Origin of the sequence: Pseudopedobacter saltans DSM 12145, from assembly GCF_000190735.1 — a bacterium.
In the GTDB taxonomy this organism is placed as follows: Bacteria; Bacteroidota; Bacteroidia; order Sphingobacteriales; family Sphingobacteriaceae; genus Pseudopedobacter; species Pseudopedobacter saltans.
Genome location: NC_015177.1, coordinates 2,803,093 through 2,818,044 on the forward strand (window position 1 = coordinate 2,803,093; position 14,952 = coordinate 2,818,044).

The window sequence follows — 14,952 nt, forward strand, 5'->3', positions numbered from 1 at the left end:
TGGTTGTTCGTCTTTCGTTGATCGTTGGTCGATAAACGAAGTTCAGGTATCCGTCTCCGTCTTCCCTTCCCGGATACCTGAACTTTCTACTTTCCACGCTCAACTTTCTACTTTAAACTTTAAAACTCTATTTGCTTCTCACTATCGTTATAAATCCTTTTGCCATTTTCAAGCTCGGTTGGTTCTGGTCGAAGCGGATGATGTAGTAATACGTTCCTTCGGCCAGTGGCATCCCATTAAAGGTACCGTTCCAATCGTTTTGATAGTTACGAACTTTGTATAGTTCTTTTCCTGACCTGTCATAGATCGAAAGCGTATGGTTCGGATAGGCATCAATGTTCTTGATTACCCAATTGTCATTCACTCCATCTCCGTTTGGCGTCAGGAAGTTTTCGGCCTGTACCGCCATGTAATCTTCTTTCACTCCCAGGGTGATGGTTGAAATACTCTCACATCCATTGGCATTCCTTACCGTTACTGTATAGGTAGTGGTCTCCATTGGACGGACCGTTAACACAGTGCTGTTCTGACCGCTGATGATACCGTTTGCCGTCGTCCAGCTGTAGCTTGTACCGTTGTTGCTGCTTACGGTAAGTACCGCTGTTTCTCCTTTACTGATACTGGTTCCTTTGTCACTCACTATCGTGTTTACCGGTAATGGGTTCACTGTGATTGTAAAAGTTCTAACAGTTTCATCTACACCTCCGTTGGCCGTACCGCCATTATCTTTGACCTTAACCGTAATGGTCGCCATACCGCTCTGCCCTTCTGTTACACGATATCTCAATTGATTGTTGTTCACCGTCAGATTACTTAGCAGAGTTGGACTATCACTACTGGCGGTTATTGTAAGGGTTTGCCCTATTTCAGGGCCGGCAGTAACTCCTGTCAGGCTCACTTGCTGTTCTACCGTGGTGTAACAAATTATCTGGTTGCCTATCGCATCTATCGTTGGTGCTTCGTTTACATCATGGATAGCTATAGTAAAGGTCTCATCCAGCCAGAAGCCGTACTGCGTGATACTACGTACCCTCACGCTGTAACTTTGCTTTCCCTCATAATCTAATGGTTGGGCCGTTTGCAATTGGTTGCCATTAATCGTAAACCTGCTATTGTCAGTGTCTCCCTGTCCAGGAACTAAACTATAAGTAAAGACAGCTGTGGAACTATGTGAGGTACTGCTTAATACTCCTGCGACTGTCCCTGTAGCTTGATTCTCGTATAATATTGTCGATGATAAACTTACACTCGTTGGTGCCCCTGGCTTTACGGTTAAAATTCCCGACTGGTAACTGATACTATAATTCTGTGCTGAAGCTCCACTAACACTAATGATATATGATCCCATTAAACTATTAGCAGTAGCTGTAGTAGACAGATTGGGCTGTACCGTTAACACTGTCTTGTCCTCACCTGGCACAAAACCATTATAGCTCGCTGTAAGCCCAGGGTTATTTTCTCCTTCAAATTTTTCCTTATTATCCGCTATTATAGTCAAAGACTTTACTGTAATCGCAGCTGTTGTTACAGTGGTAGTATTTGGGACATAATTGATAGCATCGTCCCCACTTATGCTAATACCACTTACACTTACGGTTTTGCCTGTTCCTACATTTTTGTTATTGAATGTTGCAGTGGTATAATTTACCGTCAAATTATCTGCAGCTAATTTATCCGTATTCAGATTTACTGTCGCTACCGTAGTTCCATCATAAATTTTGTTATTTCCAGTGGCCGTCACCGTTAAAGTCTTTGCGGTAATATTAGCAACAGCGCTCGCCGTAGTATTTGCAGTATAGTTTGTGGCGTCATTTCCAACTATAGAGATTCCATTTACAGTTACGGCTTTATCTATACCGGCATTTTTATTATCAAATACCGCATTTGTATAAACAGCTATCACATCGTCTGCTGTTAATTTATTTGTACTCAGATTTACTGTGGCAATCGAATTACCATTGTAGATCTTACTGTTTCCAGTAGCAGTGACCATTAAGGTTCTTGCCGTAATTTCAGCAGTAGTATTTGCAGTAATATTGTACGTATAATTTCCCGCATCATCTCCACTTAGTGTAATCCCGCTCACGTTTACTGGTTTATTAACACCTATTTTTTTATTATCAAATACGGCATTTGTATAAGCTGCTGTCACATCGTCGGCTGTCAATTTATCTGTATCCAGATTTACCGTAGCCTCATTAGTACCATCATAAGTCTTTTGGATACCCGTTGCGTTTACTGTGAGTGCTTTAGGAGTAATATTAGCTGAGGAAATTGCTGTAGAAGCAACCGTATAATTAGCAGCATCGTCTCCAGCTATTGTAATTCCACTTACATTCACCGTCTTTGCATCTCCGACATTTTTATTGTTAAAAGCCGCCGCTGTATAACTTGCTATAACATCATCTGCTCCTAATTTATCAATACTTAAACTTACCTCAGCAACGGGAATACCGTCATAAACCTTATTAATGCCTGTAGCTGTAACCAATAAAGGCCGGGCTGTAATATTTGCTGTGGCATCTGCAACGCTCACCAAATTATAGTTTGCTGCCGCATCTCCTGAAAGTACCATACCTGTTGCCTTAACAGTTATAGCAGTTCCTGCTTTGGCATTATCAAACAATGCTGTTCCACCCGTCAGACTTAACTTCCCATTATCTGCCGTCAATGGAATAACTGTTCTGGATGTAATTATCGCATCTCTATTGCCATCATAGGTTTTGTCTTCTGCAACGAAACTACCATTTATATCCCTTTTTTTAATAGTCAACTGTGCCGATGTTCCTGCTTGTATTTCATAATTAGCAGCACTCAAAGCACTAATATCTACCGATATAGGATAATTTCCTGCAGCCGTTGCGTTTTGTGATGTACCTGTAAAAGAGATATTGCCTGTTATCGCTGCATCATTAATATCTTCTCCAAGAACAAAACCACTATAAGAAAAATCATACCCATCGCTGTAGATTAACCCATCATAAGTCTTTTCTTTATTGACTGGCGTTACAGTCAATATAGCTTTTCCAACCGTAAAAGTTTCCTCTTTATTAAGCGGAAGATAGGTTGCATCTCCTGCCTGGGTAACTGTAATTTTAGTGGAGCCTGCAGCCTTTATAGATACTGTATTACCTGAAATAGTGGCCACATTTGGGTTGTCTGAAGAATAAGACAATACTAAACCTGCACTTGAGGTTGCAGGAAGATCAAAATCTGAATCGCCATACTTTTTGCCACTGAGTGCGCTTAGGTTTACAGTCTGAATGGCAAAAACTTCCATAGTATAAGCCCTGGAGGTAGAACATCCACTGTTATCATTTACAGTGACGGTGAAATTAAAAGTTCCCGAAACCGTAGGCGTTCCGGATAAGGAACCTGATGCAGATAAGGTTAATCCAGAGGGTAAACTACCCGCCGTTATTGTATAGGTAGGCGCTCCCAAAGCGCCTGTCTGACTGAAATTAACACCGGTGTAAGCAGTACCGTAATAGGCATTGGGCAACGCAGTTGTCGCAGGACTTAGAGTAAGCGTAGGACATACATAAGGGGTATAATCTACCTGATCAATTCCAATATAATCTGAATTTGTACCTAAGCTTCCTGCACCCGTCACAAAGTAGCGAAATGCAATTCGTCCTGAAGTAGGAGCCGGAAGCCCTGAAATAGTAATGGTGTATTGCGTCCAAACCTGTGGATAAACATTTGCAACTAATGTTGGGTTGACGCTTAACAGAAGTGTAGAGAAATCTCCTGTTTGAGCAGCATTAGCTCCAGCATTTGTACTTGCACCATTTGTGCTCATACGCACTTCCAGACGATCAGGATAATCTGTCTGACCGCCACCGATGGTTGGTTTTCGGGTGTAAAAAGTGAACACGTCTCCATTTCGTAATGTTCTGTTTGGAGTAATTAGCCAATTGCTAATTGTCCCCGTACTACCTGTACTGTTAAAGTTCGCGGAGATGTATGCGTTTGCAGCTCCATTGTAGGAGTTGAAAGGCCCCGGAGTTGGAGTTGCCGTTGTTGCTGTTCCCTGAAACCAGCTAAGACTTCCTACGGGTGAACTGTTGTTCTGGATAACCCAACCATTGCCAGCCAGTGTAGAGATATCATCGAAGCTTTCTGTAAAAGATTGCCCAAAAGAACTATTTACCTGAAACAGAAGTAAAAGTATTCCGATCAAAAGCCGGAATTTAATTTTTAGATTTTTTAGCATTAATATGTGTTTAGATTATGAGTTTACAATTAAAAATTTCTTTAAGAAGTAGTTGAATGCCGGATTATCGATGGATCGATTAAGTGTTGAAAGTAAAGTTTTGCCATATACATTAATTTAAATAAAGCATTAGGTATATTTTCGGTTTATAAGTTTTATAAAGGACTGCTTTTCTTCTCATCAGATTCATTTTTACAATTTATTTAAGTGTCCAAAAGGATACTTAAATAAATTGTGTTGCAATGATATACCAAAGCAATTAAACATAATTACAAAGTATTAACTTGTTAGTTCTTCGAGTTGGATATTTATTACAAGCTAAAAAAGATTTAGCGATTAAACCTATATCCTACCACAACATCAAAGATACCACCGCTGAAACCTCTTATCGTATTGGGTTCGGAATTGTAAAGAGCCGAGACCGTAAGGCCACTTCTGTCCAGATAACCCATCCCGCCTGTAATGCTCCTGTTGCTATGGTACATGGTGTAGAAACGTAACTGATCCGCATTCCATTCCGCTGCAACATCCCACTGGTTTTCATAGTTCTTTATCCCTCGATAGGACAGCATGGGCTTTACCCCAAAGCTATCGTCAAACCTGATCTTATAGCTCAATGAACTGTAGAATGTAGCATAATCCACTGTTGATATATCGCTGTAACGCTTCTGGTTCAGGTTTAGATAACTGAACTGTGCCTCCAGTTTCCTGTACTGATAGGTTATACCCAGGTTCCCATCCAGGTAGTTTTCCCGGTTGTTATAGCCAGCCAATTCTGTATCGTTGATACCGCTGGATGTAGCAAGCCCATAGTCCAACCTGTCCTGGGACCAGCTTAATGATACGCCAAAGCGTAACGCGTGATCTTCTGCAAAAGGTACCTTATAGGAAAAGCTCCCCATTGCCTGTGTCTTGCGGATCAGCCCCGACTTGTCGCTGATGATATTTGCGCCAAATGAAGCTTTGTCATTAATAGGCATGCTTGCTGATATTGATCCCAGTACCGGTGCGCCGTCTATCTTGTTCCACTGGTTCGAATAGTTCAGGAAAACCTCCGGTCTGCCATGATTGCCCGCCATTGCTGGATTTACCAGGTATTCATTCTGGAAGTACTGACTTTTTAAGGGGTTCAACTGTGCCTTTGAAACACTCCCTAGGGCTGTCAGTAATAATATTATGGGTATGTATCTTTTCATTCTTGTTGGTCGTTATTCGTTGTTCGTCTTTCGTTAGTCGTCTTTCGTTAGTCGTCTTTCGTTGATCGTTAGTCGATAAACGAAGTTCAGGTATCCGTCTCCGTTTTCCCTTCCCGGATACCTGAACTTTCTACTTTAAACTTTAAAACGCTATTTGCTTCTCACTATCGTTATAAATCCTTTTGCCATTTTCAAGCTCGGTTGGTTCTGGTCGAAGCGGATGATGTAGTAATACGTTCCTTCGGCCAATGGCATCCCGTTAAAGGTACCATCCCAATCATTTTTGTAGTTGCGAACTTTATACAGCTCTTTTCCTGACCTGTCATAGATCGAAAGCGTATGATCTGGATAGGCATCAATGTTCTTGATTACCCAATTGTCATTTACTCCATCTCCATTTGGTGTCAGGAAGTTTTCGGCCTGTACCGCCATGTAATCTTCTCTTACTGCTATGGTGATGGTTGAAACACTCTCACATCCATTGGCATTCCTTACTGTTACAGTATAGGTAGTGGTCTCCATTGGACGGACCGTTAACACAGCGCTGTTCTGACCGCTGATGATACCGTTTGCTGTCGTCCAGCTGTAGCTTGTACCGTTGTTGCTGCTTACGGTAAGTACCGCTGTTTCTCCTTTACTGATACTGGTTCCTTTGTCACTCACTATCGTGTTTATTGGTAGCGGGTTCACCGTCAAGGTTCCTTTTACATAGCTGAAATCATAGTTAGCCGATACGCCTCCCGATGGTACCAGTTCGTAATTACCCGCAACGCTACCTGTATTGGCCATGGTGCTTACCGTTGGCCTGCTCGTCAGGCTGTTTTCATTGTCACTGTATTTAAATCCGCTGTAGCTTACGCTGAATGCCGGGTTATTTGTTCCGTAGCAGCGCGAGCTATTGTTCGCCGCAACGGTTAACAATGCCTTATTGATCACCAGGTTTGCCGGCTGGTAGCTCAGGTTATAGTTATTACTTAAGGCAACTGTTCCCTGTTTGATCGCATAGCTGCCTGCATTCTGTCCGTTATCGCGTTGCAGCGCACCTGTAAAGGTATCTCCGTTCACCAGGTTGCCTGTAGTGATCTGGTAGGTCAGCGCAGGATCGTTATCGCCATAGATCTTAGCTTTCGCATCTGCCTTGATGGTGACCGGACGGGCTGTTACCGTTAATGCCGCTGCGTTGCCTGCTGCCTGCTCTAAGGTATAGTTCTGTGCGCTTAAGCCGCTGCCAGTTATCGCATAGCTGCCGATACCGCTGGCGTTGCTGGCCGCTGTGCTAAAGCTCAGGGTTCCCGTAGTGGCATTGGCCTGGGTATCCCCTGTTACGAAACCGGTTACCGTTCCTGTTAATAATGGGTTTGCATCTCCATATACTTTTGTTACCGGCGAGGCTACATAGCTGAGTTTAGCCGGGGTAACGTTAGCTGTTGTAGCTGCAGTATTATTGAATGTGTAGTTCACTGCGTCCGATCCGCTGATACTGATACCGCTTACACTTACCGCTTTGTTTGCTCCTACATTCTTATTATCAAACGTGGCAGCTGTATTTGCCAGAGTCAGTACATCGCCTGTTACACGGTTATCGCTTAAACTTACCGTTGCATTCGTATTTCCGTCATACACCTTATCTGTTGCCGTTGCGCTAATGGTTAAGGCTTTTGCCGTGATGTTCGCTGTTGTTGATGCCTCGGTATTGAAAGTATAATTTGCTGCATCTGCTCCGCTGATACTGATACCGCTTATGCTTACCGGCTTATTGTTGCCTATATTCTTGTTGTTGAACGTTGCCGTTGTATGGGCTAAAGTCAGTACATCTCCGCTTACACGGTTATCGCTTAAGCTTACAGTAGCATTCGTATTTCCATCGTAAATCTTGTTGTTGGCTGTTGCGGTAATGACCAGAGCTTTTCCTGTAATTTCGCCACTGGTATTATTCACATAGCTTACTGTATAGTTTGCCCCGTTATTACCATCATTGATAACCAGCCCGGATGGGATCAATGTTTTGTTCAACCCAACATTACGGTTATCATATATCTGTACAGGCTGAACTGTGATAACATCTCCTGTTTGCAGGGCATCTGTTACAGGAGTTATGAACGATGTTGTCGTTCCGTTATACACCCGGCTGTCTGCCTGTGCTGTTACATTGATAGCTTTCTTGGTTATCTCTCCGCTGGTATTGTTCACGTAGTTTACCGTATAGTTTGCCCCGTTATTACCATCATTGATAATTAGCCCGGATGGGATCAATGTTTTGTTCGATCCAACATTACGGTTGTTATATATCTGTATAGGCTGAACCGAGATAACATCTCCTGTTTGCAGGGCACTTACTACAGGAGCTACAGATGACGTTGTCGTTCCGTTATACACGCGGCTGTCTGCCTGTGCTGTTACATTGATAGTTTTAGTTATAATGGAACCCGTTGTACTGAACACATTAAGGCTGTAGTTATTTTTAGACGTACCAGATAAAGCAAGATTGTTTATTGTAACAGCTTTATTAACACCAACATGTTTATCGTCATAACTTGCAGAACTATAAGTAACAAATACATCATCTGTACCCACTAAACCAGTTGCCGTAGTAAAAGCATTGAAGTTAATTGCAGCCGTAAGAGTCCCGTCATAAGTTTTACTTACTGCTTGGCTTGTAGCTGTAAGAATTTTCTTGTTAACCGTTAAGGTGTGTACCTGATCCGCAGCGGCTTTGTAGAAATTGTCCCCTGACTGACTGGCCGTAATGTTAGCGGTTCCTGCTCCTACAATATGTATTTTTCCACTTACAATAGTTGCTACAGAAGTGTTATCAGAATTGTAGCTGATGGTTAAACCCGATGTTGTTGCAGCTCCTGCATCAAAATCCGCATCGCCATAAGTTTTAGCGGTAAGGGCATTAAAAGTAATGGTTTGTGCCGCTTCAGGAATAGCCGTTACTTCTGTACTGTAAGTACTTTCGTTTCCGGCCTGGTCTACCGCTGTTATGCGGTAATAATAGGTGGTTCCATTGGTTAATCCGGTGTCCGTATAGGTTACTGTCGGCTTTGTTACCGTGGCAAGCAAAGTGGTAGGATTAGCACTGGTACCGCTATAGATCTTATAAGAGCTTAGATCAGTTTCTGTATTAGCTGTCCAATTTAATACACTCTGCTGGTTATCAAAAATTGCCGTTAAACCCGTTGGTACTGCCGGTGCTTTGGTATCGTAAGTCAGGCTTGGTGTAGTTCCTGCTAAACCAGTATTTCCTGCTATGTCTGTATAGCTTCCAGCTGCTATCGTAATACTGACCGTACCTTCATCTACGTTGGCGGTAGGGGTAAAGGTGGCCGTACGAGTTGTACCTGTTCCTGAAAGCGCTGATAATGTACCTCCTGAAATAATAATGTCTGCTGAGGTAAAACTACTTCCCGGATCTTCACTAAAAGTAAAGGTTATGGTAGCCGTTTCGTCTTTTTTAAGGGTAGATACACTGCTGGTAATAGCCACTGAAGGTTTCGTGGTATCTATTGTAATCGCTATTGCCGAAGAAGCTGAGCTAACATTTCCTGCTATATCGGTTGCCTTTGCTGTAATGCTATATGCTCCATCAGTCAATGCGGATGCCAAAGTAATGCTCCAGTTTCCACCTGTTGCAGTTGTTGTACCTAATACCGTAGCCCCGCTATATAAGGTAATCGTTGCTCCTGCTTCTGCCGTACCTGTGAACGTAGGTTGGGTAACATTAGTAATATGGTCTGAGTCAGACACACCACTATCGCTTGCTGCTGTCAGTCCCGGTGTTGATGGCGCTGTCGGCGGAGTTGTATCCAACGTGTAAGCTTGCGAATATTCCATTCCTTTGTTACCAGCCTGGTCGGCTACATGTACATTTATGGTACTGCTACCTGATAACGTTACCCCGCTTAAAGAGAATGTATTTAAGCCTACGGTAGCAGTAGCCAGCTGATAGGTAGCTCCGTTGTCTAATGAAATGTGTACTGTTTCTCCGGTCTGTAAGTTAGCACTTAAGGTTCCTGATAGGGTTTGGGCAGCAACATTTGTGATAAAATCGGTGGATGAAACGCCGCTATCATCTGAAAGGGCCAAAGTTGCAACAGTTGTAGTTGGTGGTGTTTTATCAATAGTAAAGCTTACTGTTGTGCTGTTACCTGCCGCATCGGTTACTACCAAGGTATAAGTTCCTTCTGCACTTACTACTGAACCGCTTGTAAAAGTCGAACCGTTCAATGTTGCTGTACCTTCATTAAAGCTAATGGTTTTATCAGTGTTGTACAGACCACTATTAGTTACACCTGATACTATAGGTGCTGTCTTGTCTATAGTGAAAGCTATTGTTGCGCTGTTCCCTGCAGCATCGGTTACAATCAGCGTATGTGAGCCTTCTGCAATTACGGTTGTACCACTTGTAAAAGCGAATCCGTTCAGCGTTGCGGTACCTTCATTAAAAGTAATCGTTTTGTTTACATTATATGAACTTCCGTTGCTTACACCCGCTATTATAGGTGCTGTCTTGTCCACGGTATAACTCTGGCCTGCTGTATATCCGCCTGCGATATCATTACCTGCAATATCTTTAATACCAGTTCCTGAATTGTTAAAATCGAGGCGAATGGTTCCATCGCCAGTTCCCGTACTTACCGTAACAGTATAAACACTACCGCTTCCCGATATTGAACTGACCGAAGCCCCTGTAATTCCTCCACTGGTATTTAAGGTAAAATCCGAAGCATCAACCCCGGTTACCAATTCTGAAAAGGTTACGTCGAAACTAATTTGCGAAAGATTAGTTAATGACGGGTTTCCTGAGGATCTGACAATAGAGGTAACCGAAGGTGCAACGCCATCTACAAGCACCCCTGTAGTTGAACCTACTCCATTTAATGTCAACACCACCGCGTTAGATGCTCCGTCTGTTATAGTTCCACCATTTAGGTCAATAGCACTTCCTACTGCAATACCATCTGTATCTAAATCTCCTGATTGTACGGTATAGGTAAATACCAAATCTCCTGTTCCGCTTACTGATGTATAAGTTGCATAACGTGTAGTTGAACCAATGGTCATTACTATACGTGGTGTACCTCCTGTTGTGGTAACATTTACATTTCCACTGAATTTTATAGTAAAATTTAATGTTTGTCCAATAGCATAAGTAGCATTAGAAGGTACAGTTACTGCTGTAATCGCTGTTGCAGCATCGGCTTGTAGTTCGTAAGCCCCCATATCTATCACACCGGCACTGGCATATTTATAAACACGGGCATTTCCGGCGAGATCTTTGGTATTGGCATCTAATCCGGTAAACGAGGTATTGCTACCTTTATTTACAGCCGGACTTGAAGCTGATAGCGTATAGTCGCCTGCTGCTGCATTGGTAAATTGTGGGTCTGCATTGAGTATAACTGTTCCAGCGTATCCACCTTGTATAATACTATTTTTTACATCGATAGATGGATTACCTTCAATTCCAGATTTAGCGGTATTACTCCAAATAATACTATTTTTTACAATAGCACTACCTCCATCATTATGCACAACACCTACGGTTGGATTGTTAACATTATCAGTTATAGTAACATTAATTAGCTCTGGCATAGAAGGTGAAAACGCATTGTAGACTCCACTTCCTCTATAAGAACCTGTATTATGATGTATCAATGAATTTACTATTTTTGGACTAGAGCTAATATTACAAACTCCTGCACCATCTCCACCCCCACTAACATTATATGATATATTAGCAAATTCTATCAAAAGATTTGAAAGATGATTGTAAATACCTGCTCCCGAGTTTTGCATTATTGAGTTACCATTTACAGTAATTGTGTTACCACCCCCATTTGCATAGCCTCCTTTTATGGTAAAACCGTTCAAAGTTGCTGTACCGGCATCGCCTGAACTCACTACCACATGGTAAGCATTGTTAGTATTATTAGTGCCATCAGGCAAATCATTATTATCTATATCTCCACTCAAAATACTGGCATTGGCTGTAAGGCTTAAATTTCTATTAGCTAAAGCATTTTCTGTGCCTGCAAAACCGCCATATATTTTTACATCTTTTACCAATAAGAATGTATTATCTCTGCCTTTGTCTGTACCAAAATTGCCCCCATCTTCGGGACTGTACATCGGTTTGTAAGTACCTCCTGCAACCCAAATTTCTTTGATAGCCGTATTGGTTTTAGCCACTTTTAAGGCATCCGCCAGTTCGGCTGCTGCATTGGCCCAACTATCTCCGGTTTTATTTCCTGCTCCATTTTGTTTAACCCTGACTATGCCGCTGGCATCTGGAGTAATTCCAGAAGGTACATTCACAACTACAGTCGTTGTACCTGCTGCACTGGTACAACCAGTCGCAGTTACGGTTACGGTTACGCTATAAGTACCTGCTGAGGCCGCTGTTATATTAGTAATACTTGGATTTTGCGCATTTGAAGAAAAACCATTTGGCCCTGTCCAGGCATAAGTTGCACCCGATACAGGTGGTGTACTTAAATTAAGCGTATTCCCCACAGCTACCGGGCTATTGCTTGAAGCAGACGGTGTTGCGGGGGGTATGTTAGCGGTACCAGTTACCGCTATAGTTTTAGAGGTTGCTCCGGTAGAGCTTACTGTGATATTATCCGAAGGGCTGCCAATAATATCCGCTCTTAAACGAATGTATATGGTGGTATTGCTTACTGTACCTCCCGTGGGAGACATGCTAACAGAAGAGCCATAAGTACCGGCTGATGATGTTGATATCTCAAAGCCATTTGGCGCTGTTATGGTTAAATTAGCGGTTAAGTCGCTGCCTGATACCGTAAAAGATTGTGGTGCAGATGCCGTTCCTGAACAAGTTGAAAAAGCCGAAAGTGTTGTTACTGAAGTGGTAATGACGGGTGTTGCAACAACAGCACTGGTAGTAACATTATTAGGGTTATTGGTACCCGACACTCCCTGATATTTTTGTGAGCCTGAAGCTCCATTATATTCTACCACCATTGCCCGGTATGTAGTATTGCTCGTTAAGCCAGTAACTGTTACAGAACTACCTGTACCATTATAAACACAATACCAGCCTGATGATCCAATCTGAGTTCCCGAACCAAATATAGTATTCGCGGTGTAGGAAGTATTATCAATTAAAACAGGATTTCCTGTTGTTGCTGCTTTCATGAAAACAGCTCTCGATGTTCCTGTGCCATTTGTCCAGTCAAGCGTTGTTTGCGTTTGCTGGGTAGTGGTAAAACTTACATTTGTTGCTTGTGTTAGGGAAACGTGACTAAATCTAAAATCATCAATAGCCAAATATTTTAAGTTCCCTCCCACTTCAAACTCTAATTCATCTATTTCAATGTTATTATAATTATTATTAGCAAAATTCACAAAAACAAACCCGTTATTAACAGTTTGAATATTATTTAAATTAGAAGAATTTAAAGAAATTGTATATTGAGTAATACCTGATTTCTTTCCTCTAATTGTGGCCGTACCGTCATTTGACACAAAGTTACAGTCAGCAGAACCAAACAACCATAAACTTTCAACTTTTATATATCCTGCCAATCGCGGTTTAATACTACCAAGTATCCCTGATGGATCTGAAGGAGAACAGTTTTCAAAGTTATCTATAAATCTATCACTATCGTTATACCCTGTTTTTAGATATTCTGTAATATGAAACTTACCTGTCAAGTCATAAGTATATCCATTTGTAGAAAATTGCTTAATATTAACACCAAAAGATTCATCTTCAAAGTCTTCAGTTATTTGCGCATGCAACAATGACGAACTGATTAGACTAATGAATACTCCTAAAAACAAGCTTTTGTAAAATTTCACCATATAAATAATTTGTTTGTCTTTCTTTTTCAGCCCTAAAAGTATTACTTTATCAAAAATTTCTTAGAGCTTAAATGAATAATTTTATTTTTAAAATTGCTTCTTCTATTGTTCATGCTAAAACGAAAGCCGAAGAGTTCGATTCCGGAAAGGCTTATGCCGACTTTCTAAACAGCCTAACTTTCCCCGAAACACGTTACAGTGATGAAGAAACCACCCTCACAGGAGGGGTTGCTTTATCTCCGTTACAAGCGGCCAATTGTGCGCTGGAGCACATCAGAACTGTACGTTTCATTAAAGGAACCTACCTTGCTATTCTCGAACTTTTTAAACGCTTTCCTCAGGAACAGATAAATATTTTATATGCCGGTACTGGCCCTTTTGCCACTATTATTTTGCCCGTACTTTCACTTCTTCCTCAAGCAAGCTTAAATCTTACCTTATTAGATATCAGCAGCCAGTCGGTTAATTCCGTTAAATCTTTATTTAGCCAGCTGGGTTTCAATCCTTTTGTTTCTGAAATTTCACATACCGACGCCATTACCTACACTTACCCCTCTGGGAAAAAACTTCATATGGTTATCTCTGAAACCATGTTTGAAGCTTTAAACAGAGAACCACAAATTGCCATAATGGCTAATCTGGCCAAGCAAATCTGTAAAGGCGGTATTTTCATACCTGAACAAATCAATATCGATTTGCTATATGCAGATTTTAATTCCGAGCCGAATCTTCAGATTTCCAATGAAAGCGATTTAATTCTTTCCAATACATCTTTTAAAGAACGTGTTGTCCTCGCTAAATCTGTTCTCAGTTTAGATCTGGACAATAATTTTTTTGATTGCGGGCAGGAAAAAATCCTTTATACACCCTGGTTTACCACTTCTTCTCTTTCTTTTTCTGTACCCGATCTGTGCCTGTTTACTACTGTAAAGGTATGGGATCATGTTGTGATCCACAGTTCCCAATCTACCATTACCAATCCTGTTTGCATCAGTTCTTTCCATACTTTGAACCAATTCGGTTCTTTCAGGTTATATTATTCTTTTCAGCACATTCCACAATGGTCTATTGAATACAGGAAAGATTAATCTTCCCTGTATTTTTCATCTATCAAGGTCTGGTAGGATAAAGTCCGACTAAGCAAATAATATAGTTCATAACCAAATAGGGCTGCATATTGTTATGCGGAGCAGATGCTCCCGCAATACTTGTTGAGGCAGTCACTGACTGAACTACCACTGACTGGTCATTCAGAGCCACATTTGGGGTTGCCTGGTTATAGTTTGCATCTGCAGTAAAGCTCCCCGCGTTATTTACCCCACTGGTTGCAATAGTTGCTCCCTGTGCAGGTAAAGGTTGTAAAGCATTTTGTGAAGATACTTTTAACTGCGCAGATAGGTTTGTTACTGCACCTGCAGTATGTGTATGCTGGGGCATCTCATTACTTGTTAGAACATGTGTTTCTTCTCCACCTTTTGTAGCAAGTGAAAATTGCGGCACAGCCATGTTTGCAAAAAGAGGAGCGCGCCCTCTAAGGTCGGGCAGATTAAAATCAGTACTTGCATTTCCACCATAAGTTGTACCTATCAGCGAATATAAAGCCTGATAATTTCTTATTTGTAAACTTGTTCCATCGCAAATATGCCAACCACGAGGAACATTTTCAAGTGGCCATAGCATAATTGAACCTATAAAAGCTTCCATAAT

General features: G+C 41.6%; 5 protein-coding genes. 1 reads left to right on the top strand and 4 read right to left on the bottom strand.

Annotated elements, in window-relative coordinates; all coding sequences use genetic code 11:
- Window positions 1-127 precede the first annotated feature (127 nt).
- The 3 genes from PEDSA_RS12110 to PEDSA_RS12120 all read right to left on the bottom strand — a co-directional run bounded on the left by PEDSA_RS12110 (window position 128) and on the right by PEDSA_RS12120 (window position 13,245).
- On the bottom strand, window positions 128-4,216 hold the full coding sequence (locus PEDSA_RS12110) for a YDG domain-containing protein (RefSeq protein ID WP_013633442.1): 4,089 nt from the start codon (window positions 4,214-4,216) through the stop codon (window positions 128-130).
- A 329-nt stretch (window positions 4,217-4,545) separates the two neighbouring features.
- Entirely contained in the window at window positions 4,546-5,412 is an 867-nt protein-coding gene (locus PEDSA_RS12115) for a PorP/SprF family type IX secretion system membrane protein (RefSeq protein ID WP_013633443.1), read from the bottom strand.
- Between the two features lie 150 nt (window positions 5,413-5,562).
- On the bottom strand, window positions 5,563-13,245 hold the full coding sequence (locus PEDSA_RS12120) for a YDG domain-containing protein (protein ID WP_013633444.1): 7,683 nt from the start codon (window positions 13,243-13,245) through the stop codon (window positions 5,563-5,565).
- 71 nt (window positions 13,246-13,316) lie between these two features.
- Here PEDSA_RS12120 and PEDSA_RS19620 point away from each other — a divergent pair, with 71 nt between their 5' ends.
- Window positions 13,317-14,333 carry an SAM-dependent methyltransferase gene (locus PEDSA_RS19620; protein WP_013633445.1) on the top strand — a complete coding sequence of 339 codons (1,017 nt, stop codon included), beginning with the start codon at window positions 13,317-13,319 and terminating at the stop codon, window positions 14,331-14,333.
- Between the two features lie 22 nt (window positions 14,334-14,355).
- Here PEDSA_RS19620 and PEDSA_RS12130 read toward each other — a convergent pair whose 3' ends face one another.
- Complete coding sequence (locus PEDSA_RS12130; RefSeq protein ID WP_013633446.1) at window positions 14,356-14,949, bottom strand: phage tail protein; 594 nt, start codon at window positions 14,947-14,949, stop codon at window positions 14,356-14,358.
- Window positions 14,950-14,952: the final 3 nt, after the last annotated feature.

Coding starts and splice junctions, on each gene's coding strand:
- PEDSA_RS12110 (WP_013633442.1), bottom strand. CDS start 4,216: ATGCTAAAAAATCTAAAAATTAAATTCCGGCTTTTGATCGGAATACTT.
- PEDSA_RS12115 (WP_013633443.1), bottom strand. CDS start 5,412: ATGAAAAGATACATACCCATAATATTATTACTGACAGCCCTAGGGAGT.
- PEDSA_RS12120 (WP_013633444.1), bottom strand. CDS start 13,245: ATGGTGAAATTTTACAAAAGCTTGTTTTTAGGAGTATTCATTAGTCTA.
- PEDSA_RS19620 (WP_013633445.1), top strand. CDS start 13,317: ATGAATAATTTTATTTTTAAAATTGCTTCTTCTATTGTTCATGCTAAA.
- PEDSA_RS12130 (WP_013633446.1), bottom strand. CDS start 14,949: ATGGAAGCTTTTATAGGTTCAATTATGCTATGGCCACTTGAAAATGTT.